Below are 22,098 nucleotides of genomic sequence, written 5' to 3'. Positions count from 1 at the left end.
ATGATTGTAAAGAAACACAAAAAGCAGCGGCCAAAGAATCTGAATTTGTTCACGATTCGTTTGCCGATCAATGCCGTGGTGTCAATTTTGCACCGCGTCACTGGGGTGGTGCTGTTTTTGATTCAACCCTGGTTGTTGTGGAGCCTATACCTGTCATTGTCGAGCCCAATACGCTATGCGCAGGTAATCACACAGTTTCAGCAATGGCCATACAAGTTAGTGGCAACAGGCTTGGCAGCAGCCTTTGTGCACCATTTTTATGCAGGTATCCGTCATTTAGCCATGGATGTGCACTGGATGACGACTTTGCAAAAAGCACGATTTTCAAGCCGGGTCGTATTGGGTCTGGTGGCATTCACCATGGTGTGGGTGACTTGGTTAATTTGGGGTTGAGCGCGCAATGTTGATCGAACTACTTACCGCTAAATATCCTGGCATGCGTCGCTGGTTAACGCAACGGTTGTGCGCGTTGTCTATGGCCTTAGTGTTGGTGCTCTTTTTGATCAGAATGCTCTGGCTGTCCCCTCAAAACTATCAAGACTGGGTGACTATGTTTGCCCCGTGGTGGTGGCGCTGGCTAGTGGTCTGGTTTTTTGTTTGTATGTTGTTGCATGCTTGGTTGGGCGTGCGTGATGTGTTGCGTGATTATGTGCCGCATCTGCCTAGTCGCGGGGTGTTGCAAGCAATGGTCGATATCGCCGTCATCGGCAATGCACTGGCGGTATTGTGGATTTTATTTGGAATGAACGTTTAAGGTGAATGGCATGACAACTGCAAGCAATATACAGCATCATCAGGTAGATGCCGTGATTATCGGTGGTGGTGGCGCCGGCTTGCGTGCGGCGTTACAACTGGCAGAATCTGGGGCAGAGGTGGCAGTGCTGTCCAAAGTGTTTCCCACACGCTCACATACCGTGGCGGCACAAGGGGGCATCGCGGCGGCATTGGGCAATGTGTCCGATGATAAGTGGTTGTGGCATATGTACGACACCATCAAAGGCTCAGATTATCTGGGCGACCAAGATGCGATTGAGTTTATGTGCCGTAATGCTGCCAAAGCCATTATTGAGCTGGAGCATTTTGGGATGCCGTTTGATCGCCTTGAAAACGGTCGTATTTTTCAGCGGCCGTTTGGTGGCATGACGCGCAATTTTGGTGAATCGCCCATCTCACGCACTTGTGCCGTTGCAGACCGCACCGGCCATGCCATGTTGCACACGCTGTATCAACGTAACGTGAAGGCCAACACGCAGTTTTTGATTGAGTGGTTTGCGCTTGATCTGATCCGCGATGTCGACGGCGACGTATTGGGGGTGATCGCGCTTGAAATTGAAACGGGCGATATTCATGTCATTCACGCCAAAGCGACCATGTTAGCCACAGGCGGTGGCGGCCGTATTTTTCAGGCCAGCACCAATGCTTATATCAATACTGGCGACGGTCTCGGCATGGCTGCGCGTGCCGGTTTACCGCTGCAGGATATGGAGTTTTGGCAATTTCACCCGACTGGCGTGTTGAATGCCGGTGTGTTGATTACCGAAGGCGTACGCGGTGAGGGCGGTTATTTGGTCAACAGTGAGGGCGAGCGCTTTATGGAGCGTTATGCCCCAAGTGCCAAAGATCTGGCGAGTCGCGATGTAGTGTCACGCGCCATGGCCACTGAAATCAAAGAGGGGCGAGGAGTAGGCAAACATAAAGATGCGGTTTATCTAAAGCTCGACCATTTGGGTGAGGAGCTCATTAGCAAGCGCTTGCCGGGCATTCGTGAAATCGCTAAAACATTTGCCGGTGTTGATCCTATCAATGCCCCGATCCCGGTTGTACCGACCGTGCATTACATGATGGGCGGTATCCCGACCAATCTAGATGGTCAAGTCGTGGTGCATGATGGCCAGTCTGAGCGCGTGGTGAACGGCTTATATGCCGTGGGGGAATGCGCCTGTGTCTCGGTACACGGTGCCAATCGTCTGGGCTCTAACTCATTGCTCGATCTGGTCGTATTCGGCAAAGCGGCAGGTGACAAAATGGCGGCGGATATTGCCAGTAGCCAAGCGCATAAACCGTTGCCTGCAAACGTCGCTGATGCCACTCTCGCACGCGTCAATCGTTTAGAAAACGCCAGTCAGGGCGAAAAGGCTGCCGACGTGGGTTTTAACATGCGACAAACCATGCAAAAACATTGTGGGGTTTTTCGCTTCCCAGATTTACTGGAAAGCGGGGTTGCGGCGATTCAGCAAGTGGCTACGCAAGCAGCACAGATGCGTATCAGCGACAAGAGCAAAGTATTTAACACCGCGCGTGTCGAGGCGCTAGAGGTTGATAATCTAATGCAGGTGGCGATGGCGACCATGCAGTCAGCCCATGCACGGCAAGAGAGTCGCGGGGCACATGCTCGTGAGGATTTCGCTGAGCGCGACGACCAACACTGGTTGAGCCATTCGTTATATTTTGCCCAAGAACAAAAGCTGCTTTACAAGCCAGTTCGCTTGCAACCATTGACCGTAGAACCATTTGAGTTGAAAAAAAGGGTGTATTGATATGCGTTTTTCCATCTACCGCTTTAACCCTGATGTAGACAAAAAACCCTATATGCAGGATTACGATATCGCGCTTGAAGATAGCGACCAGATGTTGTTGGATGCGCTGATGCGTATCAAGACGCAGGATGAGTCACTCAGTATGCGTAAGTCATGCCGGGAAGGGGTGTGTGGAAGTGATGCCATGAACATCAATGGCAAAAATGGCCTCGCCTGCATCACTAAATTAAGTGAATTAGAAGAACCCGTGGTGTTGCGCCCGATGCCCGGTTTGCCGGTCATTCGTGACCTAGTGGTCGATATGACGCAGTTTTTTGACAACTATCACTCAGTGATGCCTTATCTGCAAAATGAGGACGTCCCAGCTGACAGCGAGCGCCTGCAAAGCCCAGAGGATCGGGCCAAGCTGGATGGGTTATATGAGTGTATTTTGTGCGGTGCCTGCACGACTTCGTGCCCGAGTTTTTGGTGGAATCCTGACAAATTTGTCGGCCCGGCTGGCCTGATGCAAGCCTATCGCTTTATTGCGGATAGCCGTGACCAAGCACAAGATGCGCGCCTCGAAAACCTAGAGGACCCTTATCGGTTGTATCGTTGCCACAACATCATGAACTGTACGGATGTATGCCCGAAAAAACTCAATCCCAATGCGGCGATTGCGGCGATTAAAGACCTCAAGATTGATAAAGCCAAAGCACATCAAGAAACCAAACCGGCCAAGAAAATTTTTGGTATCAAAGTGTTATAGGAGCGCGCCATGTTGAATGCAGAAATGTTACGTGACGCCGAACAGCGTCGTCTGACTTGGCGTTGTCGCCGCGGCATGTTGGAGCTAGATATCGTGTTGCAACGGTTTGTTGGTGAACACTTTAATGGATTGACTCTGGCCGAAATGGCGCAATTAAATGAATTGCTTGAGCTCCCCGACAACGTGTTTTGGGACCTGATTCAAGGCGTCAACCCTACTGTCGAGATGGCAGACGCCGCCATTATCCTCGAAAAACTGAGAGCGAGCCGACCCACGGCAGAACAGGAAACCGCATGAGTCAGCACATGGGCGAAGAGCCAATCGCATTGGATGCCAGCGCATTAGGAGATTACTGGCCGGGCATACAGTTGTATTACCCACCGGTCAAATATGCGCCCAGCCTCGGCATTTATGAGGACATGGAGCAAGCGGCAAACCGCATGGTGAAGCATGCGCATTTTACCAATGCCCATACCCTCATTTTTGACCTCGAGGATGGTTGCCGGCAAAAGGAAATGAGCCGTACGCTGCTACGCCAAGAGCTGCCCAAGCTGCGCAAGGTCAACGAGCGGGTCACGATTGCTATTCGTGCGAACTCGTTCCGTACCGATGAATATGAAGAAGACATGAAGCTGGTGCGCGACATGGGTGAATACATCGATGTCGTCATGCTGGCCAAAGCCGGTGAATCTTATGGCGCCGCTGAAGTACGTGATTTATCTAGTTTTTTGCTCAGCATTAATCCGAAAATCACCATCCAGCCCATTATTGAGCACCCCAAGTCACTCAAAATTGCCCCTGAACTCATGCAATACGATACGGTGAAACATGTGGTATTCGGCATACACGATTTTTCAAAAGCGCTGGGCATTCACATCACGCCCGAGCATTGGATCGAAGAACTGTTTTATTTTATTAATCAATTAATTTTTGAAGCCAGGATTGCTGGTAAAGGTGTCATTGGTGGTGTGGAAACCCTGATCGGCAGCAATATCATGCCGGACAAATTTGTTGAGCCGCATGATGTGCGTCGCTGGCTAGATTTGCATGGCGACCATGAGTCCAGGGTGGTTTATAAACACGCTTGCCAGGAGGCGGCAATGGGCCTGACTGGCAAACAGGTGATCCATCCCGGCCATATTCATTTGTGTAAAACCGCTTATACGCCGTCCCCGACTGAAATCAATCAAAAAGTAGCTATTTTAAAGGCGGCGATCGAGGCGGATGCTTTGCTTGGTGGCGCGATTAAATTTGAAGGCGAAATGCTGGACCCACCGATGTTTGGTAAAGCATTACAAACCCTATTGAGAGCACATGCTTTGCGCGCACTCAAGGTGAGTGATATGGAATTTGCCTTGCATGTACTGCAGTTAATGCCAGCACAAGTGGTTCGTCAAAACTGGCCTTACGGGATCTTGTTATAAACATTGATTTTTGCTTTTAATCCGTGGTGGCCCGGTGTTGGCCTAAGGGTTCCAAAAGGACACCTGATGATTGCGTCACTGATCAGTGGCTGCGTTTAAGAATGAAAGGTTTAAACATGACACAGTTAGCCCCTTATCCAGATTGGCAATGGCAGATACCGGCGTTTTTTAACATCGGTGTGGCGTGTAGTGACCGTCATCTTGGCACAGCCAAAGCGGATGAAATTGCGATGATTGTGGAGGATGACAGCTTTGGCACCAGCACCATCACCTTTGCCGAACTTGCCGCATCCACCGATGCTTTTGCGCAATTATTGCGTGGCTTAGAGGTTGTTCCTGGCGATCGCGTATTAATTCGCCTGCCAAATAGTCTGGATTATCCGACCGCATTCTTGGGGACGATGAAAACGGGGGCAATTTCAGTGCCTACCTCGACTCTGCTCACCGCAGAAGAAGTCGCCTATCTGGCAAAAGATTCAGGTGCCGTGGTGCTGGTCACCGATGCTGCGGCTTGGGCCGGCATGTCGGCCAAAATGCAAGAAAACATCGCACAAACGCCGCAGCTTAAACATATTTTATTGACACAGCTTGTGGGCGAGGTGGCTGCAGTAGACGGCTTTAACGTGCTCGCCATGGAGGCAGCCTTGGGCACAGTGCCCGAGCCGCAGCCGGCCTATGTCACTCGGGCAGACGATCCCGCTTATTTGGTCTATACCTCTGGCACGACAGGGTATCCCAAAGGGGTGTTGCATGCGCACCGTGCATTACTTGGTCGGCAGCCTGCGGCGCAGTATTGGTTTAATTACAGCGACACCCATCAAGACCGTATTATGCATTCGGGTAAGTTTAACTGGACCTATGTGCTGGGCACCGGCCTGATGGATCCGCTGTATTTGGGTAAAACTGTGATTGTGCACGAGGGTAAAAATGACGCGCAAAAGTGGCTAGAACTGATTGCCAAGCATGCAGCGACGATTTTTATCGGCGTGCCGACAATTTACCGTCAGTTATTGCAAAAAACACAGGCGACGCAATCGGATATTCCATCCGTGCGCCATTTTATGAGTGCTGGCGAGCATTTGTCTGACGAAGTGTTGACGCAATGGCGCGACCGGTTTGGTCTGGATATTTATGAAGCCGTTGGCATGAGTGAATTTTCATATTATTTATCGCAAAGTATTTTTCGGCCTATTCGTGCCGGTTCCGCAGGCTTTCCGCAACCGGGTCACGCGATCAAATTGCTCAATCCTGAAACCCTCGCCCCTGTGAGTGAAGGGGAAGAGGGCATGATTAGCGTGCCAGAAAATGATCCCGGCCTGTTTTTGAGCTACTGGAACTTGCCGCAAGAGACGGCTAAGTATAAGCATGATGGTTATTTTTTTACCGGCGACTACGCCAAATATGATGCCGATGGCTATCTTTGGTTTTTAGGCCGTAAGGATGACATCATCAAGAGTTTTGGTTATCGGGTGTCGCCTTATGAGATCGAGCGCGTTTACAAAGGACATCCGGCGGTCGCGGACTGCGCTGCGGTGGGGGAAGAGATTGAAAAAGACAAACTACTGGTGGTCATTTATGTGATTCCTAAAGCAGATACTGAGATTGCTCCGGAAGAGCTGATTACCTTCGGCAAACAACATTTGGCCGCCTACAAAGCGCCCAAAACGGTCTATCTGGCCAAGGAGTTTCCACGGACCAAAAATGGTAAAATCTTACGAAAAGACGTCAGTCCTGCCATTGCTTATTCAAAAAGCAATGCGCGTTGAAGTGATTGCCTGAAAGAATCCCCATGGCCCTGATTAAAACCCAAGATTTCATCGAGAGTATTGCTGATGCATTGCAATACATTTCTTACTACCACCCTGAAGATTATATTCAGGCGTTGGCCGCGGCTTATCAGCGTGAAGCCTCGGTGGCTGCCAAAGATGCGATTGCGCAGATTCTGACCAATTCACGCATGTGTGCGGAGGGTAAGCGCCCGTTGTGCCAGGACACCGGTATTGTGGTGGCGTTTATCAAAGTGGGCATGCAGGCGCGCTTTGAGGGGGATATGTCGGTCGAAGAGATGGTGAACGAAGGGGTACGCCGCGCGTATTTGCATCCCGACAATACCCTGCGTGCTTCTATCGTTAGTGATCCCGCGGGTTTGCGTAAAAATACCAAAGACAATACACCAGCGATTACGCATGTTGAACTGGTCAAAGGCGATCAGGTAGACGTGCAGATCGCTGCCAAGGGTGGCGGTTCTGAGAATAAATCCAAATTGGCCATGCTCAACCCGAATGAAAGCATCGTCGACTGGGTGCTCAAGGTGGTGCCTGAAATGGGGGCGGGCTGGTGCCCGCCGGGTATGCTCGGCATTGGCATTGGCGGTAGCGCAGAAAAAGCCATGTTACTGGCGAAAGAATCACTGATGGCGCCGATTGATATTCAGGCATTACAGGCACGCGGGGCACAAAATCGCCTTGAAGCACTGCGCCTAGAGCTCTATGAAAAGGTCAATCAATTGGGCATTGGTGCACAAGGCTTAGGGGGCCTGACCACGGTGCTGGATGTTAAGATTCTTGATTATCCCACCCACGCTGCCAGTTTGCCGGTGGCGATTATTCCTAATTGTGCCGCCACGCGCCATGTACATTTTACGTTGGATGGCACCGGCGTTGCGATGCTGACTCCGCCCAGCCCAGATATTTATCCAGATGTGCACTGGGCCCCCAGCCCGCAAGCGAAAAGGGTGAATCTTGACACCGTTACGCGGCAGGAAACCCAAACTTGGAAAACGGGCGATACCCTGTTGTTGACCGGCAAGATATTGACCGGCCGTGATGCAGCCCACAAACGGATTCAAACCATGCTTGCCAACGGCGAGCCGTTGCCGGTGGATTTCACCAATAAATTCATTTATTACGTCGGCCCGGTTGATGCGGTCAGAGACGAGGCGGTCGGTCCTGCAGGCCCGACAACCGCTACCCGCATGGATAGTTATACCGATATGATGCTCAATACCGGATTACTTGGCTCGATCGGTAAAGCCGAGCGCGGTGAGGAGGCATTGGCCGAGATCGCAAAACACCAATCCGTGTATCTGATGGCGGTTGGTGGGGCGGCCTATTTAGTGAGTAAGGCGATTAAAAAATCACGCATTCTTGCGTTTGAAGAGCTGGGTATGGAGGCCATTTATGAATTTGAAGTGGTTGATATGCCCGTCACGGTAGCGGTGAGTGCTGATGGAGAATCCGTCCATCAGACGGGGCCTGCCCATTGGAAAAAGACCATTGCGCTGCATGCGGTTTAAATCACCGGTCTGCAATGTGAGCCTGATCACAGAGGCGGGATACAAATTGATCAAAGATACGTCATACTACTAAGCGTAAACATGGAGCGGGTATGATAAAAATGAATCGTTGGACAATGGGAATCTCAGCAGCCCTAGGCTGGCTGATATTGGGGCTGAGTCTGTCTGTGCAAGCCGAGTCAGCACTCGAATATTTTACGGACCGTAATGGCCTTTATAGCGGGCCATCAGTGGAAGATCAAGTGGCCTTAATGGATAGTGATCACAACGGCTTTGCCGATGTGTTTGAGGTAAGAGCCTACTTAGAAAAACAACATGGCAAAGGCTATCAAAAAGAATTGCTAGACAAATGGGAATCGTCTGCATACGGTAAAAGTTGCAGTACCCCATTTGCCAAATCGTTATATGGAGACAGTACGCGCTAGCGCAAACCATGTTGTTTTGTTGCTGTGGGCGGCTGTCATTTTGATCAATTGCCGGAATGTTACAAGCATTTAACATTCTGCTGCGTGGACTGCATTATAATCAAGCGAGAAGAAATCCTCGCGGTCAGTGTTTAACACCGACCCATTCCCCGTTTTTTGTTTTATTGATAGAGCCTACATCATGTTACAAGCATACGACACCCACGTGAAAGAGCGCGCTGCGCAAAACTTACCTCCATTACCGCTGAATGCGGAACAAGTCGCCGCCTTGGTGACTTTGCTAAAATCCCCACCCGCTGGTGAAGAAGCTTTATTACTGAATCTGCTAGAAAACCGTATTCCGGCTGGCGTAGATCAAGCAGCTTATGTGAAGGCCGCATTTTTGGCCGATGTTGCCAATGGCTTGGCAACTTCGCCATTGCTCAACGCTGAAAAAGCAGTTGAATTATTGGGCACCATGCTTGGTGGCTACAATGTGCAGGCATTGGTTGCCTTATTAGATGGCCCGATGGCTGCGCACGCGGTGAAAGCACTATCCACAACGATTTTGATGTTTGATGCCTTTCATGATGTGGATGCCAAAATGAAAGCAGGCAATCCGCATGCTAAGACGTTGATGACGTCTTGGGCCAATGCCGAATGGTTTACCACTAAACCTGCCTTAAAAGATGAGATCAAAGTCGTTGTATTTAAGCTCGAGGGCGAAACCAATACCGATGATTTGAGTCCGGCACAAGATGCTTGGAGCCGTCCAGATATCCCATTGCATGCCAAAGCCATGCTGGTCAATCGCATGCCTGATGGTTTGTCCGTCATAGAGCAATTGAAGCAAAAGGGGTTGCCACTGGCGTATGTGGGGGATGTGGTAGGTACTGGCTCTTCTCGTAAGTCGGCCATCAATTCTGTGCAGTGGTGGATGGGCGATGACATACCTTTTATTCCTAACAAACGTACCGGCGGGGTGGTGATTGGCAATAAAATTGCCCCCATTTTCTTTAATACGGCTGAAGATTCTGGGGCCCTCCCCATTCAGTGTGATGTCTCCAAGTTGAACACGGGTGACGTCATTATTATCAAACCCTATGAAGGCCAGGTGTTGTCAGAGGCGGGTGCGCTATTAGCCACCTTTGAAATGAACCCCATCACGCTGGCGGATGAAGTGCGCGCTGGTGGCCGTATTCCATTAATCATCGGTCGGGGTCTGACATCGAATGCGCGCAAAGCGCTTGGTCTGGCTGAGACTGACGTATTTATCCAAGCTGTGCCAGCCAAAGATACCGGCAAAGGCTACACGTTGGCGCAAAAAATGGTGGGTCGCGCCTGTGGCTTACCTGAGGGTGTCGGTGTGCGCCCGGGCACTTATTGCGAACCGAAAGCAACGACGGTTGGCTCTCAAGATACCACTGGCGGCATGACGCGTGATGAGTTGAAAGAGCTGGCTTGCCTTGGTTTTAGCGCTGATTTAGTGATGCAGAGTTTTTGTCATACCGCTGCTTATCCCAAACCTGTGGATATCAAATTACAACACGAGTTGCCTGAGTTTATGTCGAGCCGTGGCGGCGTGAGTTTACGCGCCGGCGATGGCGTGATCCACTCGTGGTTAAACCGTTTGATTCTGCCTGATACCGTAGGCACGGGCGGCGATTCGCATACGCGTTTTCCAATTGGCATCAGTTTTCCGGCGGGTTCGGGCTTGGTGGCATTTGCTGCAGCCACCGGGGCCATGCCGTTAGATATGCCGGAGTCAGTGCTGGTCCGCTTTAAAGGAGAAATGCAACCCGGCATTACCTTGCGTGATTTGGTGAATGCGATCCCGTATGCAGCGATCCAAGAAGGCACATTGACCGTCGGCAAACAAGGCAAAAAGAATGTGTTTAACGGTCGCGTGCTTGAAATCGAAGGATTGCCTGATTTAAAAGTGGAACAAGCGTTTGAGCTGGCCGATGCCTCCGCGGAACGCTCAGCCAACGGCTGTACCGTGCTGCTCAATAAAGAGCCTGTGATCGAGTTTTTAAACTCGAACATCGTGTTGATGCAGAATATGATTGAAAACGGCTATGCGGATGCGCGTACCTTAGAGCGCCGCATCGCTAGCATGAAAGCCTGGCTGGAAAAACCTGAGCTGTTGCAACCAGATGCGGATGCCGAGTATGCGCATGTGATTGAAATTGATCTGAATGAGATTAAGGAGCCGCTGGTTGCGTGCCCGAATGATCCCGATGATATCAAGCCGTTAACCGCCGTGGTGGGCGACAAAATCGACGAAGTCTTTATTGGTAGTTGCATGACCAATATTGGCCATTATCGCGCCGCTGGAAAGGTGTTGGAAGGCGCAGGCGGGCTCCCGACACGATTGTGGATCGCACCACCCACCCGTATGGATGAAGCGCAATTGCGCGCTGAAGGCGTGTATTCGACCTTTGGTGTGGCAGGCGCACGTACCGAGGTGCCAGGCTGCTCCTTGTGTATGGGTAATCAGGCGCGTGTCGCCGACAAAGCCACGGTATTCTCAACTTCAACCCGTAACTTTGACAACCGGATGGGCAAAGATGCGCGTGTGTACTTGGGTTCTGCCGAATTGGCCGCGGTCTGTGCCAAGTTGGGTCGCATGCCATCCGTGCAAGAGTATCTAGATACCTTGGGGAGCAAACTCACCAATACGGCAGAAATTTACAAATATCTCAATTTCAATCAAATGAGTCAGTATGCGCACTCATTAGAAAATGTGAAAAAAATTATTCCGATTCAAGAAACAGCCTAAACGTTGTTGATCTAAGCAAAACATAAAGGGGGCGCTTGCCCCCTTTATGTTTTTGATCGCACATATCCTTGCAACTGTAAAACCTGAGGCTCGTCCGTACGGCACACATCTGTTTTGATTATGATGTATTGGCTGACGTCTATGCAGCGATGCATAAAATCGTCATCCCTCTGATGAACATCAACAGATTTTTTAATGCCCAAGGAGAAGCGCATGAAACCGTTTGAACAAGGCTTGGTTAACTATCAACAACGTTTATTGGCGCATGATTACGGTCAGGTTTTTTGCCGTTTTGATGCAACGCAGCAGGCCCTATGGAGTTACATCCATCAGCCGAATCGCATTCCCTGCATCAACCATGATTTACTTAAACACTTATATCAACACCATGCGGATATTCAGCGCAGTGGGGGCTATGTGCATGTTGAGCAAGACAACATCGTCCCGATTCGCTATTCGGTGTTTGCTTCAGCCACTCCCGGCTATTTCAACATGGGCGGCGATTTACAAAAAATGGCAGCTGCCATTCGTCAGCAAGATAGGGCGCAACTTGAAGCTTATGCAAAGTTGAGTATTGATGTTGTGGCGCAGCGAGCTTTTCGCTTCGAACTTGAGCACGTGACTAAAATTTCGTTGTTGCAAGGAGAAGTGCTGGGCGCTGGTATTGAAGCCGCCATGACCAGTGATGTATTAATTGCTGAGAAACAGGCCGTATTTTGTTTTCCTGAATTATTTTTCAACATGATTCCGGGCATGGGGGCCTATAGCTTTATCGCACGCAAAGCGGGCCTAGCGATCGCTGACAAGATGATCTTAGGTTGCGAGCGTTATACCGCAACGCAATGCTTGGAAATGGGCTTGATTGATATGGTGGTGGAAGAAGGCGAAGGTGAGCAAGCGGTACACGACTTCATACACAAAAATAACAAACGTGCGGAGGGCTTTTTATCTGCGCAAAAAGCCAAGTCCAGAATAAATCCGCTTACCTACGACGAACTTAAGGACATCGTACAGGTGTGGGTCGAAAATGCTTTGCGTTTATCTGAACGCGATCTTAAGGTGATGGATCGTTTTTATCGCGCGCAGTCGCGCTTGTTTCCCGATACGGCCACGGTGGATGAGGCTAAGATGGATGAGTCATCAGAATTGCAAGCGGCCCAGCAGAGTTTTGCGGTGAACCAGTAGTGCGGAGTGACGGAGCGTGCCTGACTATTTATGTAAATGCTTGGATGAGAGTTTGCTACGCTGTTGTTGCAACTGCGCACGCGTCTCTTCGTAGCAATCAGCCACATCTTGATACAGGCCAGAAATAGTCTGGGCATCCTCCATGCTCAAACCCAATAAACGGCGACTGAGTTTGCTCAGAGGAATCAAGCCCATATTGGCTGATTCCCCAGCCAACTCATGCGCCAGTTTGTGTGTTTGCGCAAAGTTCAAATCCAGACAGGTAGGTGCCAGTCTGCGCATGAGGTCATCCGTCGACTCGATGAACTCGGTGATCAGTTTATGCAGGAAGGCCTCGCTACCACCCAGCTTTAATAAGTGCGCCATGCGATCTTGGTCAATCAAAGGCTCAGCAATGGGTACGATGTTTCGGATGTTTTTTGTTGGCAAAGGCGCCGCTGTGCCAGGCACAGAAAATGCCTCCTCTGCGCTGGTGCTTTCAAAGGCAGAGAGGTCAATGTTGTCTTGCGTCGTGAGCGCTGCCTTCGACTGCCTGAGGCTTGCTTGGGCTAAATGCTCGGTATCCAGCGTGCCTGCAATCGCTTGAATCAAGTGTTGAATTTGCCGTGACAGTACCGGTTTTGTTAACACTTGATAGACGCCAGCGCGTAAACAACGCTCTTGGGTCGTTTTGGTCGCATCTGCAGTCAAGATCACCGTTCTGAGCGGTTTACTCCCGGGCAAAGCATGGTAGATATTAAAGACTTCCAGCCCATTCATTTCTGGCATGTTGTAGTCTAGAATCATCAGATCAAACTGATGATGTTCCAGCGCATCTAGCGCAGCATCGCCATGATCGACCGCTTTCACCACGCAGTGCATTTTTTGTAGTGTTTCGTTTAGAATCAAGCGGTTGACCATGTTATCGTCGGCAATCAGCACGCGAATTTTCTTGCGGAATCGGGTGTGACTGCTCAAAGGCACCACGTTAGACTGGTTGTCTAAATTAATGTCACTCGGCGTAGGTTGTAGCAACGCCGCGGTGGGCGTCAGGGGCAGGGTGACTACAAAGGTGGTTCCAACGTTTTCTTGACTGGTCACGCTGATTTTGCCACCCATCACCTCCACTAATTGTTTTGCAATCGAGGTGCCGAGGCCGGTGCCACCATAGCGTCTGGTGATGCTGCTGTCTGCTTGTGTAAAACTGTCAAATATCAGTGGCAACACCGCATGCTGAATGCCAATCCCGGTATCTCGAATACTAAAATTGAGCGTATTTTTATCTGCATTGCTTTGAATTAAGCTGACCACGACATCTACGCCGCCATGTTGGGTAAATTTAATCGCATTGGCGACCAGATTGGTTAGGATTTGCTCAAGGTGATGCATGCTGCCAATGTAGTGGCGCTCCACCAATGGATCTAGGTGAAATCTCAGCCATAACTGTTTTCGTTCAACTTCAATTTGAAACATCAGCTGTAAGCGCTGAATGAGGTCAGGCATGAAAAACGTAATCTCTTCAAGCTCGACTTTGCCTTTTTCAATTTTGCTGATATCTAGCACATCGTTAATGAGTTTTTTCAGGCTAGAGGCAGAATTGCCGACCATTTTCAAGAGTTCGGTTTGCTTGCTGTCAAGTTTGGTTTGAGCCATCAGCTCGCTCGCGCCGATAATACCGTTGAGAGGCGTACGCATTTCATGACTGATGTTGGACAGAAAGTTGGTTTTGGCCTCGTTGGCTTGCCCCGCCTCTTCGGTGGCTTTTTCTAACCTGACGAGTAGGCGCAATGCATGGGGCGGAATTAATAACAAGGTCAGCAAAAAGCCATAGGCCAAGTGTTGATGCTGATTCCAGTAAGGATTCAGGTATAAGGTGATACTAAAACCGATTAGGCTGAAGATATAGCAGCCTTTAAAAAACTTTGTGCCATAACGTAAACCATAGCCAATGATCAGCCACAAATAAATACCGATAAATACACCCGCCATGGCGCCTGAAATCATCTGCTCAAGCGAGGTGGCTGTAATGTCCATGATCATCGCTGTCCACTGGCGTTTTTCATTTTTTTGCGGCTGCTGCAAAATATTGTGCAGCATCAAAAAAGCAAAACACAAATAAATCAGGCAGAGTAGGACGGGCTCATAGCTGCTGTGATTCACTAGCAAGTAAAGCGCAATAAAACTAACGAAAACAACGCGAATTAAAGCCTGCTCAGTTTCATAACTGATGGACTTGATGTCGGTCACTTTCTGTTTTAATTGTCTGACGAATGCTCGCATGCTGATCAGTGAGTGAGGGTTAAGCCTGTGTGGAACATTTGCGCAAAGGAAATCTTACCTATATTGATAGTTATCGGACTTTTCTTAAGATAACTTAAATTTTAGCAGGCTCCATTTGATAATCAAAGAAAGTTTGCCATTCCCCTCTTAAAATAATCGTCGGTCAGGCTGCATCTGTGATAAAAATGTGACGATTCTGATTATTTCAATGATTTACCGCTATGGACTCTGCCACAAACCCTGAAAATCCTTCAAAACGCGCACGTTGGCTGGCGCGCAGTCGCATGCTGTTGCCGATTTCTTTTTTTGTAGGCGGATTTATCTGGGATGCCATGACCATAGGCAAAAAGGTGAACTTATCTGACATGGCTATTTTTGCGCTGTATCTGCTGGTAGCCGCTTTCTTGATGCATCAACTGGCAGCGCCTTCTTCTGCCATGCGTCGGATGGGGGAACGCTTGCTGCGCTGGGCGTGGTTACAAAAAAGAGTTTCCAACTGGCCGGTGCAAGATTGGCCCTATTGGATATTGCAGTTTCTGTTCGGTAGTTTGCTCAGTGCCTTGTTTATTCTTTATTTTAAAAGTTCGAGTTATGGCCTAGCGTGGGTGGTGACACTGATTTTAGGCATTTTGTTAGTGGCGAACGAGTTTATGGAGGGGGAATATCGCCGCTTGAGTTTGTGCTGGAGTATGTTTGGGTTATGTACCATTTTATGGAGTAATTTTGCGTTTCCATTTTTGCTCGGTAGTGTGCATGCAGCTTGGTTCTATTTGAGCACATTGTTGGGCGCCACGGTCACTTACCTGTTGTATCAGAAAGCCCCTCAGCATGCTGGACGTATTTGGCCAGTATGGGTGATTGCTGGTTTACTTATGGTGGCTTATCGTGCCGATATGATTCCGCCTGTGCCGCTGGTCAAGCAGGCCGTGGTGGTGGCCTATGATCTCGAAAAGTCTCCGGAAGGGTATTGGATGACCGTCGATAAATCGCCTTGGTGGCAGTTTTGGCGGGTGAATAGTGACCATTTCTATCTGCAACCCGGTCAGCGCTTAGTGTGTTTTTCGGCGGTGTTTGCACCTCAAGGCCTGCATACGCAGCTATTGCACGATTGGCAGCAGCGGGTGCGCGGCGAGTGGGTGAGTGTCTCAACCCCGGGCTTTTCGTTAGCGGGCGGGCGTGACAGCGGCTATCGCGGGTATACCTACAAAACCAATCTGACGGCGGGGGAGTGGCGCGTGCGTATCCAAACTGCGACGCGGCAAACCATCACCGTGCATCCTTTTACCGTTTCGCTTGGCGCCCCCCCAAATCACAAGCCGCGTACGCGCATCAGGTATTAATTTTTTAGCGCTGCTGGCCCTCACAGCCGGCATGTGCACTTGCATCCTGTGCCAGCGTATTCGCCAGCCAGCCCAAGTGAGGCTCAATTGACGCACGCAATGTCCACGGTGGATTAATGATCCACATGCCGCTACCATGCATGCCAAAGCCGTCCGCCGCTGGTTGCTGTACATCCAAGCTGACATGCAAATAGTCAGTCCCCAACTGGCGTAGCCTGTCTATCATGTATTGTGGTTCAGGCCGCTGCAAGCGCGGATACCAGATTAAATAGGTGCCTGTTGCAAATCTTTTTAAGCTGTCTTTGATACAGTCAACCACACGTTGATAATCTTCTTTGACTTCATAGGGAGGGTCGATGAGCACAATGCCGCGTTTGGTTGGCGGAGGCAGGCAAGCCTTAATGCCTTCAAAACCATCTTTCTGCTGAATTGTGACCTGTCTTTTCTGCGTTGCAAATTGTTGCTCCAGTAACACTGCATCAGCCGGATGTAGCTCAAACAAGCGTAATTTGTCGCTGGCGTTTAAAAACTGATTTGCGATGCACGGAGAACCGGGGTATACCTGTTGCAGGCCGTTGCCAGCGCTGGTGACTGCCGTTAAATAACTGGCAAAGACTGCAGGTGGTTGGCTGTGCTGTAAACGCTGTATCCCATGCACATACTCGGCGGTTTTATTGGCAATCGTGCTATCCAGTCGATAAAGTCCGGCACCAGCATGCGTATCAACCACCCAATAGGGTTTGTCTTTTTGCTTAAAATAATCTAGCACTAGGCTATATATCCAATGTTTTAAAACATCGGCGTGATTGCCGGCGTGAAAGGCGTGACGGTAACTTAACATGCTTATACTCTCGATAAGCCATTATTATAAGCGACAAATATTGGGATTGCGGGCGTCAATTGCTGTGTCGCTATTGTTAAAAGCGGGCAACTTGCATTAGCATACTTGCATGAAACCTAGTCATAAAGATGCAGCGCATTCCCACGCAGACCACCATGGTACCCATTGCGACCACACCCACGACGACGCGGGGCACGCAGCGCCTACGCCAGATAATCCGTTTTGGATTCCTTTTTTGGCAATTGCACTCTTTACGGTCATTGAGTTTGTCGGTGGCATATGGACGCAATCACTGGCGCTGCTGAGTGATGCTTGGCATATGTTGTTTGACGTGTTGGCGCTCGGATTAGCCATGTGGGCGGCCCATCGCGCGCGTACCGGCCACCCTGCCTCAGCGCAAACGGAGCGCATGGTCTCTATGATTAACGCATTCACCATGCTGTTGGTGACCATTTGGATTGTGGTCGAGGCCATAAACAGACTGCATCACCCGCTGCCGGTGGCGGGCGGCTATGTCAGTGTGATCGCGCTCGCCGGTTTGTTGATTAACCTGTTTGTTGCCAAGCACATGCATCATCAACACCATCACCATGGTGGGGATGCGAGTTTGAACCATCGCGCTGCATTTTTACATGTCATGGGCGATTTACTTGGCTCTGTCACGGCAGTGCTGGCGGGTGTGGTCATCTATTTCACCGGCTGGATGACTATCGATCCGATCTTATCTATACTAATTTCACTACTTTTGCTGGTAGTCACGCTTAATTTGATCCGTGATATTCATCGGGGTGAGCATCCGCATTCTCATTAAGCATCTGCTTGGATGGATTATTTTTTAAAGGAGCATCAATATGCCTTACGTGAATATCAAACTCGCTGGAACGGTGAGCAAAGAGCAAAAAAAGCAAATTGCCAAAGAGATCACAGAAACCCTGCAAAAACATGCACACAAGCCGGCCAATTATACTTATATCGTTTTTGAAGAAATCGATCATGAAGACTGGGCCATTGGTGGTGAGTTGCTCGGCTAGCTCCCTCAAATCCGCACACATGCGTGTAGAATACGCGCATGTTTGAAGCAAAGCCCATCCTCAAAAACTTGCCAAATTTACCCGGGGTTTATCGCATGCTCAATGCGGAAAACACGGTGATTTATGTCGGCAAAGCCAAAGACCTCAAAAAAAGGGTCTCCAGTTATTTTAATAAGAACTTGGCCAGTCCGCGCACCAAAATGATGGTGTCGCAGATTGCTAATATCGAAACCACGGTGACGCGCTCCGAAGCGGAAGCACTGTTGCTCGAAAACAATCTGATTAAAGGCTTGATGCCGCGCTACAACGTGTTGTTTCGCGACGACAAGTCATACCCCTACATTGCCCTCACGGGGGATGCTTTTCCGCGCTTGGCGTTTCATCGAGGCACGCAACGAAAAGGGCATCAATATTTTGGGCCTTTTCCTAGTTCACCCGCTGTGCGCGAAAGCATTCAGCTGCTGCAAAAGGTATTTAAACTGCGCACCTGCGAAAATACTGTGTTTGCCAACCGTTCGCGGCCTTGTTTGCAATACCAGATTGCACGCTGTACCGCCCCTTGTGTGAATCTGATCTCTCAACAAGATTATGCTGCTGATGTGCGGCATGCTGCCATGTTTTTACTCGGCAAGACCAATGAAGTGATTGATGCCCTAGGCAATGCCATGAATGATGCGGCTGAAAGCATGGAGTATGAACATGCGGCTATTTTGCGCGACCGTATTCAGGCTTTACGGCAGGTGCAGGCCAAGCAGTTTGTGAGCGATTTTAGTGTGAGTGATGCAGATGTGATTGCTTGTGCCGAGGTGCAAGGGCAGCACTGTATTAACTTAGTCATGATTCGTGGCGGCCGTCATTTGGGCGACAAAAGCTTTTTCCCAAAAAATAGCCAAGATGCTGATCTGGTCGAGACTGTAGAAGCGTTTATCACGCAGTATTATCTATCTCAAAATACACCGCCCTTGCTGGTGTGTGGCGCCGAGATCGATAAAACCGAGTTTGAAGACATGCTCAGTGAACAATCCGGTCGCAAGATTCGCGTATTAACGAATGCCATCGGCGACAAAAAAGTGTGGCTCAAAATGGCAGAAACCAACGCCGAGCTTGCACTGCAGCAACGACAGGCCACCACGGCCAACCAACAGGCGCGGTTACTCGCCTTGCGAGAAGCCCTTAACTTGGCAGAGAGCACCGAGCGCATTGAGTGTTTTGATATCAGCCACACCATGGGCGAGGCGACCGTCGGTAGCTGTGTGGTGTTTGACCGTGGTGATATGCAAAATAGCGAATATCGGCGCTATAACATCACCGGCATCACACCGGGCGATGATTATGCAGCCATGCGCGATGTGCTTACTCGCCGCTACAAAAAAGTGGCCGCAGGCGAGGGCAAGCGGCCTGACCTGATTTTTATCGATGGTGGTAAAGGTCAGCTAGGCGTGGCTATTGAGGTGATGCAAGAAGTGGGCCTCGACGATATTTTGCTCGTGGGCATTGCCAAAGGGGAGGAGCGCAAACCTGGCCTCGAAACCATGATTTTCTCTGATACGGGAGAAATGCTGAATTTACCCACTGACAATCTGGGGCTGCACTTACTACAGCAAATTCGCGATGAAGCGCACCGATTTGCCATTACGGGTCACCGTGCAAAGCGCGCCAAGGCGCGCATTACCTCAAGCCTTGAAGACATAGAAGGCGTGGGCGCTAAGCGGCGTAAAGCCTTGCTCATGCGTTTTGGTGGCCTGGACGGCATAAAAAGTGCTAGCATAGACGAGATCGCGCAAGTAGAGGGCATCAGCCTAGCACTCGCACAAACGATACACGAACGCTTGCATTAAGGCCTCAAGCCCACTGCTTTCTTTAGCAAAAAGACGAACAATAATATGTGGACGATTCCAAACATACTGACCCTGTTGCGCATCGGGATGATCCCGGTATTTGTGGGCATTTTTTACCTGCCTGCCAACGCCATCACCGCCGATGGCCTGCCAGCACATTGGGTCAATTTAACCGCCGCAGGCGTGTTTATATTGGCCGCCTTTACCGATTGGCTAGATGGTTACTGGGCGCGCCGATACCAACAAATGTCTAAATTTGGTGCCTTTCTCGATCCGGTAGCAGACAAACTCATGGTTGCCGCAGCGCTCATCTTGCTGGTGGAGTTAAATCGGGTAGGCGCGGCGGTTGCACTCATCATCATTGGTCGTGAAATAGCCATTAGTGCCTTGCGCGAATGGATGGCCAGCATCGGTAAAAGTGGCAATGTCGCTGTCGCCCTAGTCGGCAAAATTAAAACCGCAGCACAAATGATCGCCATCACTTTACTGCTATGGTTCGACCCCTTGTTTGGATTAAATATTCAATGGCTGGGCGAGTGGTTGATCGTGATTGCTGCCGTCCTTACGCTGGTTTCCATGGGCTATTACCTACGTTCAGCATGGCCCGCTATCCGCGAAACCATCTAAAAAACGCATTCTGTAAAAAGAATACGTTTTTTTCAGAAATCGTCCTTGACACCCGTCTCAAAATCATTAAAATGCCAGCTTCCTTACGATACACGAAGTAAGGAAATACGCGGGAATAGCTCAGTTGGTAGAGCGCAACCTTGCCAAGGTTGAGGTCGCGAGTTCGAGACTCGTTTCCCGCTCCAAATTCGGGGGAAAGCGCAGCTTTCCCTTTTTAACATAAGTGGTTTTTATGTTGTTGGTTCTGGCGCGATAGCAAAGCGGTTATGCCGCGGCCTGCAAAGCCGTTTAGGCCGGTTCGACTCCGGCTCGCGCCTCCAGATATGCGGGAATAGCTCAGTTGGTAGAGCGCAACCTTGCCAAGGTTGAGGTCGCGAGTTCGAGACTCGTTTCCCGCTCCAAATTTCTCTCACGTCTGTATTTAAAACACTGTCAAAATGGCGGCAGAATGTTAAAATACGTGACTTGCAGATCTACCGCCCGGATGGTGAAACTGGTAGACACAAGGGACTTAAAATCCCTCGGCTTAACGGCTGTGCCGGTTCGATTCCGGCTCCGGGCACCATATTAAAATTAAGCACTTAGCTAATAACTAAGTGCTTTTTTTACGTCTATTATAAAAATTAATTTGCACGAATATACTAACTTAGTGGATCACAGTCGCAAAGGGAATGGGGCAATGATACTGAGTCGATACGAGGTGAAGGGGCCTGAAGCAATCGCCGATAACGTGGCTAATAGATCTCGTGATCTGGGCAAATAAGCAGGGCTTAATGGATAAGCCCCAGCTTTTGATTAAGTGAGAAAAGCAAAAGCATGGAGAGCGGGAGGGCAGTATAGCCTTGAGACTGGATTATGACAGCCTTACATTCAACGAATGTGAATTCACAGCTTAGGAACTAGTCCCGATGGTCTATTAAAATGCGGCTGGTTGTCATAAAGATAATATTTAATCCTTATTAAATTTATCTAAAAACTAGTGTGGCATTTATGTTTAATTTCTCACAAATACAACTTTTTGATAAGACTTTAGTTACTGGAATTCTTGCAATTAATAGCTTAGGCGCGAATGCTGCATTAACTTCATACAGCTCCGACGGCGTTGATTTGGTTTATAGCTCAGTGAGCGATGTCACTTGGACAAAAGACGGCAACCTATTACGTACGTTGTTTGCCGACCAAGGCTTTAACAAAGTTGTTGGTGCGATTATCGCCAATAGCCCAAGAATATCCAACACGCCTCACATTTTCAACTCCACAGGCATATATACCCTCACCGCTAGTGATTTCAGTAGTAATGGAATTACCAGTTGGTATGGTGCGATGGCTTATGTGAATTATCTGAACAGCATCAACTATGCTGGCAGCAATAAGTGGACTTTACCTACAGTGGCCAACACCACTATTGGCTATAACACCGTCACCAACGGCTCAACCAGAGGCGATGAGTTGGTGGAACTATATTATGAAGAGCTAGACAGTAAAGCAGGGTCAGGTCAAGGATTTGGCTTTAAAGACCCCGACAATAAGTTTATTAACGAGCGAGGCATCTACTGGTCTGGCACGGAGTACGAGCCATATCCTACCAACGCGTGGCTCTTCAATAACAACTTTGGTGGCCAGGACATCATCAATAAGCGCGGCCGTTTCTACGCATGGGCTTTCAGCTTAGGGCAAGTCGTAACGGTGCCTGAGCCTGCAAATTCAACAATGCTGTTGGCTGGTCTTGGCTTAATTGCTTACGCTACCCGGCAGCGTAAAGTTTAGGTAATTCAAAAAAGGGTGTT

General features: G+C 49.5%; 19 protein-coding genes and 4 tRNA genes. 21 read left to right on the top strand and 2 right to left on the bottom strand.

Annotated features, from left to right (window positions below; translation table 11 throughout):
- From sdhC to FIT99_RS07400, 11 genes are all read left to right on the top strand, one after another.
- Window positions 1–393 (top strand): succinate dehydrogenase, cytochrome b556 subunit, encoded by a 393-nt coding sequence (gene sdhC / locus FIT99_RS07450; protein ID WP_140003706.1) that lies wholly within the window; start codon window positions 1–3, stop codon window positions 391–393.
- A gap of 7 nt (window positions 394–400) precedes the next feature.
- Window positions 401–754 carry a succinate dehydrogenase, hydrophobic membrane anchor protein gene (sdhD, locus tag FIT99_RS07445; protein WP_140003705.1) on the top strand — a complete coding sequence of 118 codons (354 nt, stop codon included), beginning with the start codon at window positions 401–403 and terminating at the stop codon, window positions 752–754.
- Between the two features lie 10 nt (window positions 755–764).
- Window positions 765–2,537 (top strand): succinate dehydrogenase flavoprotein subunit, encoded by a 1,773-nt coding sequence (gene sdhA, locus FIT99_RS07440; RefSeq protein ID WP_140003704.1) that lies wholly within the window; start codon window positions 765–767, stop codon window positions 2,535–2,537.
- 1 nt (window position 2,538) lies between these two features.
- Window positions 2,539–3,285: a succinate dehydrogenase iron-sulfur subunit gene (locus FIT99_RS07435; RefSeq protein WP_140003703.1), complete on the top strand. Its 747-nt coding sequence runs from the start codon at window positions 2,539–2,541 to the stop codon at window positions 3,283–3,285.
- Window positions 3,286–3,294: 9 nt separating this feature from the next.
- Window positions 3,295–3,582, top strand: coding sequence for an FAD assembly factor SdhE (locus FIT99_RS07430; RefSeq protein WP_140003702.1), 288 nt, complete (start codon window positions 3,295–3,297; stop codon window positions 3,580–3,582).
- Complete coding sequence (locus tag FIT99_RS07425) at window positions 3,579–4,709, top strand: HpcH/HpaI aldolase/citrate lyase family protein (RefSeq protein WP_140003701.1); 1,131 nt, start codon at window positions 3,579–3,581, stop codon at window positions 4,707–4,709. The genes FIT99_RS07430 and FIT99_RS07425 overlap by 4 nt, the downstream gene beginning before the upstream one ends.
- Before the next feature lie 116 nt (window positions 4,710–4,825).
- Window positions 4,826–6,475: an acyl-CoA synthetase gene (locus FIT99_RS07420; RefSeq protein ID WP_189524719.1), complete on the top strand. Its 1,650-nt coding sequence runs from the start codon at window positions 4,826–4,828 to the stop codon at window positions 6,473–6,475.
- A gap of 23 nt (window positions 6,476–6,498) precedes the next feature.
- Window positions 6,499–8,004, top strand: a complete 1,506-nt coding sequence (locus tag FIT99_RS07415; RefSeq protein ID WP_140003699.1) for a fumarate hydratase — start codon at window positions 6,499–6,501, stop codon at window positions 8,002–8,004.
- 101 nt (window positions 8,005–8,105) lie between these two features.
- A complete protein-coding gene (locus tag FIT99_RS07410) occupies window positions 8,106–8,429 on the top strand; it encodes a hypothetical protein (protein ID WP_223261144.1) in 324 nt (107 codons plus the stop codon).
- 181 nt (window positions 8,430–8,610) lie between these two features.
- Window positions 8,611–11,190, top strand: coding sequence for a bifunctional aconitate hydratase 2/2-methylisocitrate dehydratase (acnB, locus tag FIT99_RS07405; RefSeq protein WP_140003697.1), 2,580 nt, complete (start codon window positions 8,611–8,613; stop codon window positions 11,188–11,190).
- A 213-nt stretch (window positions 11,191–11,403) separates the two neighbouring features.
- On the top strand, window positions 11,404–12,375 hold the full coding sequence (locus FIT99_RS07400) for a crotonase/enoyl-CoA hydratase family protein (RefSeq protein ID WP_140003696.1): 972 nt from the start codon (window positions 11,404–11,406) through the stop codon (window positions 12,373–12,375).
- Window positions 12,376–12,399: 24 nt separating this feature from the next.
- Here FIT99_RS07400 and FIT99_RS07395 read toward each other — a convergent pair whose 3' ends face one another.
- Window positions 12,400–14,634: an ATP-binding protein gene (locus FIT99_RS07395; RefSeq protein WP_140003695.1), complete on the bottom strand. Its 2,235-nt coding sequence runs from the start codon at window positions 14,632–14,634 to the stop codon at window positions 12,400–12,402.
- Between the two features lie 221 nt (window positions 14,635–14,855).
- Here FIT99_RS07395 and FIT99_RS07390 point away from each other — a divergent pair, with 221 nt between their 5' ends.
- Window positions 14,856–15,974, top strand: coding sequence for a DUF2914 domain-containing protein (locus FIT99_RS07390; protein ID WP_140003694.1), 1,119 nt, complete (start codon window positions 14,856–14,858; stop codon window positions 15,972–15,974).
- Between the two features lie 4 nt (window positions 15,975–15,978).
- Here FIT99_RS07390 and FIT99_RS07385 read toward each other — a convergent pair whose 3' ends face one another.
- A complete protein-coding gene (locus FIT99_RS07385) occupies window positions 15,979–16,815 on the bottom strand; it encodes a 23S rRNA (adenine(2030)-N(6))-methyltransferase RlmJ (RefSeq protein WP_140003693.1) in 837 nt (278 codons plus the stop codon).
- 109 nt (window positions 16,816–16,924) lie between these two features.
- On the opposite strand from FIT99_RS07385, the gene FIT99_RS07380 reads away from it, so the two are divergent.
- The 9 genes from FIT99_RS07380 to FIT99_RS07340 all read left to right on the top strand — a co-directional run bounded on the left by FIT99_RS07380 (window position 16,925) and on the right by FIT99_RS07340 (window position 22,078).
- Window positions 16,925–17,626, top strand: coding sequence for a cation diffusion facilitator family transporter (locus FIT99_RS07380; RefSeq protein ID WP_140003692.1), 702 nt, complete (start codon window positions 16,925–16,927; stop codon window positions 17,624–17,626).
- A 40-nt stretch (window positions 17,627–17,666) separates the two neighbouring features.
- Window positions 17,667–17,846 (top strand): tautomerase family protein, encoded by a 180-nt coding sequence (locus FIT99_RS07375; protein ID WP_140003691.1) that lies wholly within the window; start codon window positions 17,667–17,669, stop codon window positions 17,844–17,846.
- Between the two features lie 38 nt (window positions 17,847–17,884).
- Window positions 17,885–19,684 (top strand): excinuclease ABC subunit UvrC, encoded by a 1,800-nt coding sequence (gene uvrC, locus FIT99_RS07370; protein WP_140003690.1) that lies wholly within the window; start codon window positions 17,885–17,887, stop codon window positions 19,682–19,684.
- A gap of 45 nt (window positions 19,685–19,729) precedes the next feature.
- The gene (gene pgsA, locus FIT99_RS07365) at window positions 19,730–20,311 is read left to right on the top strand and encodes a CDP-diacylglycerol--glycerol-3-phosphate 3-phosphatidyltransferase (protein WP_140003689.1); all 582 of its coding nucleotides are present in this window, start codon (window positions 19,730–19,732) and stop codon (window positions 20,309–20,311) included.
- A 109-nt stretch (window positions 20,312–20,420) separates the two neighbouring features.
- A tRNA-Gly gene (locus FIT99_RS07360) sits at window positions 20,421–20,496 on the top strand.
- A gap of 61 nt (window positions 20,497–20,557) precedes the next feature.
- A tRNA-Cys gene (locus tag FIT99_RS07355) sits at window positions 20,558–20,631 on the top strand.
- A 5-nt stretch (window positions 20,632–20,636) separates the two neighbouring features.
- A tRNA-Gly gene (locus FIT99_RS07350) sits at window positions 20,637–20,712 on the top strand.
- A gap of 77 nt (window positions 20,713–20,789) precedes the next feature.
- A tRNA-Leu gene (locus FIT99_RS07345) sits at window positions 20,790–20,876 on the top strand.
- Window positions 20,877–21,301: 425 nt separating this feature from the next.
- Window positions 21,302–22,078: an Lcl domain-containing protein gene (locus tag FIT99_RS07340; RefSeq protein ID WP_140003688.1), complete on the top strand. Its 777-nt coding sequence runs from the start codon at window positions 21,302–21,304 to the stop codon at window positions 22,076–22,078.
- Window positions 22,079–22,098 lie beyond the last annotated feature (20 nt).

The organism is Methylophilus medardicus (genome assembly GCF_006363955.1).
GTDB lineage: Bacteria > Pseudomonadota > Gammaproteobacteria > Burkholderiales > Methylophilaceae > Methylophilus > Methylophilus medardensis.
Note: the sequence above shows the minus strand (reverse complement) of the source record. Positions and strands in the feature narration are given on the sequence as shown.

What these genes read in the sequence shown, in the direction of transcription:
- FIT99_RS07340 (WP_140003688.1), top strand. Translation starts at nt 21,302, where the DNA reads ATGTTTAATTTCTCACAAATACAACTTTTTGATAAGACTTTAGTTACT.
- FIT99_RS07395 (WP_140003695.1), bottom strand. Translation starts at nt 14,634, where the DNA reads ATGCGAGCATTCGTCAGACAATTAAAACAGAAAGTGACCGACATCAAG.
- FIT99_RS07435 (WP_140003703.1), top strand. Translation starts at nt 2,539, where the DNA reads ATGCGTTTTTCCATCTACCGCTTTAACCCTGATGTAGACAAAAAACCC.
- FIT99_RS07385 (WP_140003693.1), bottom strand. Translation starts at nt 16,815, where the DNA reads ATGTTAAGTTACCGTCACGCCTTTCACGCCGGCAATCACGCCGATGTT.
- uvrC (WP_140003690.1), top strand. Translation starts at nt 17,885, where the DNA reads ATGTTTGAAGCAAAGCCCATCCTCAAAAACTTGCCAAATTTACCCGGG.
- FIT99_RS07375 (WP_140003691.1), top strand. Translation starts at nt 17,667, where the DNA reads ATGCCTTACGTGAATATCAAACTCGCTGGAACGGTGAGCAAAGAGCAA.
- FIT99_RS07400 (WP_140003696.1), top strand. Translation starts at nt 11,404, where the DNA reads ATGAAACCGTTTGAACAAGGCTTGGTTAACTATCAACAACGTTTATTG.
- sdhC (WP_140003706.1), top strand. Translation starts at nt 1, where the DNA reads ATGATTGTAAAGAAACACAAAAAGCAGCGGCCAAAGAATCTGAATTTG.
- FIT99_RS07415 (WP_140003699.1), top strand. Translation starts at nt 6,499, where the DNA reads ATGGCCCTGATTAAAACCCAAGATTTCATCGAGAGTATTGCTGATGCA.
- acnB (WP_140003697.1), top strand. Translation starts at nt 8,611, where the DNA reads ATGTTACAAGCATACGACACCCACGTGAAAGAGCGCGCTGCGCAAAAC.
- FIT99_RS07410 (WP_223261144.1), top strand. Translation starts at nt 8,106, where the DNA reads ATGAATCGTTGGACAATGGGAATCTCAGCAGCCCTAGGCTGGCTGATA.
- FIT99_RS07380 (WP_140003692.1), top strand. Translation starts at nt 16,925, where the DNA reads ATGAAACCTAGTCATAAAGATGCAGCGCATTCCCACGCAGACCACCAT.
- pgsA (WP_140003689.1), top strand. Translation starts at nt 19,730, where the DNA reads ATGTGGACGATTCCAAACATACTGACCCTGTTGCGCATCGGGATGATC.
- FIT99_RS07420 (WP_189524719.1), top strand. Translation starts at nt 4,826, where the DNA reads ATGACACAGTTAGCCCCTTATCCAGATTGGCAATGGCAGATACCGGCG.
- FIT99_RS07390 (WP_140003694.1), top strand. Translation starts at nt 14,856, where the DNA reads ATGGACTCTGCCACAAACCCTGAAAATCCTTCAAAACGCGCACGTTGG.
- sdhA (WP_140003704.1), top strand. Translation starts at nt 765, where the DNA reads ATGACAACTGCAAGCAATATACAGCATCATCAGGTAGATGCCGTGATT.
- FIT99_RS07430 (WP_140003702.1), top strand. Translation starts at nt 3,295, where the DNA reads ATGTTGAATGCAGAAATGTTACGTGACGCCGAACAGCGTCGTCTGACT.
- sdhD (WP_140003705.1), top strand. Translation starts at nt 401, where the DNA reads ATGTTGATCGAACTACTTACCGCTAAATATCCTGGCATGCGTCGCTGG.
- FIT99_RS07425 (WP_140003701.1), top strand. Translation starts at nt 3,579, where the DNA reads ATGAGTCAGCACATGGGCGAAGAGCCAATCGCATTGGATGCCAGCGCA.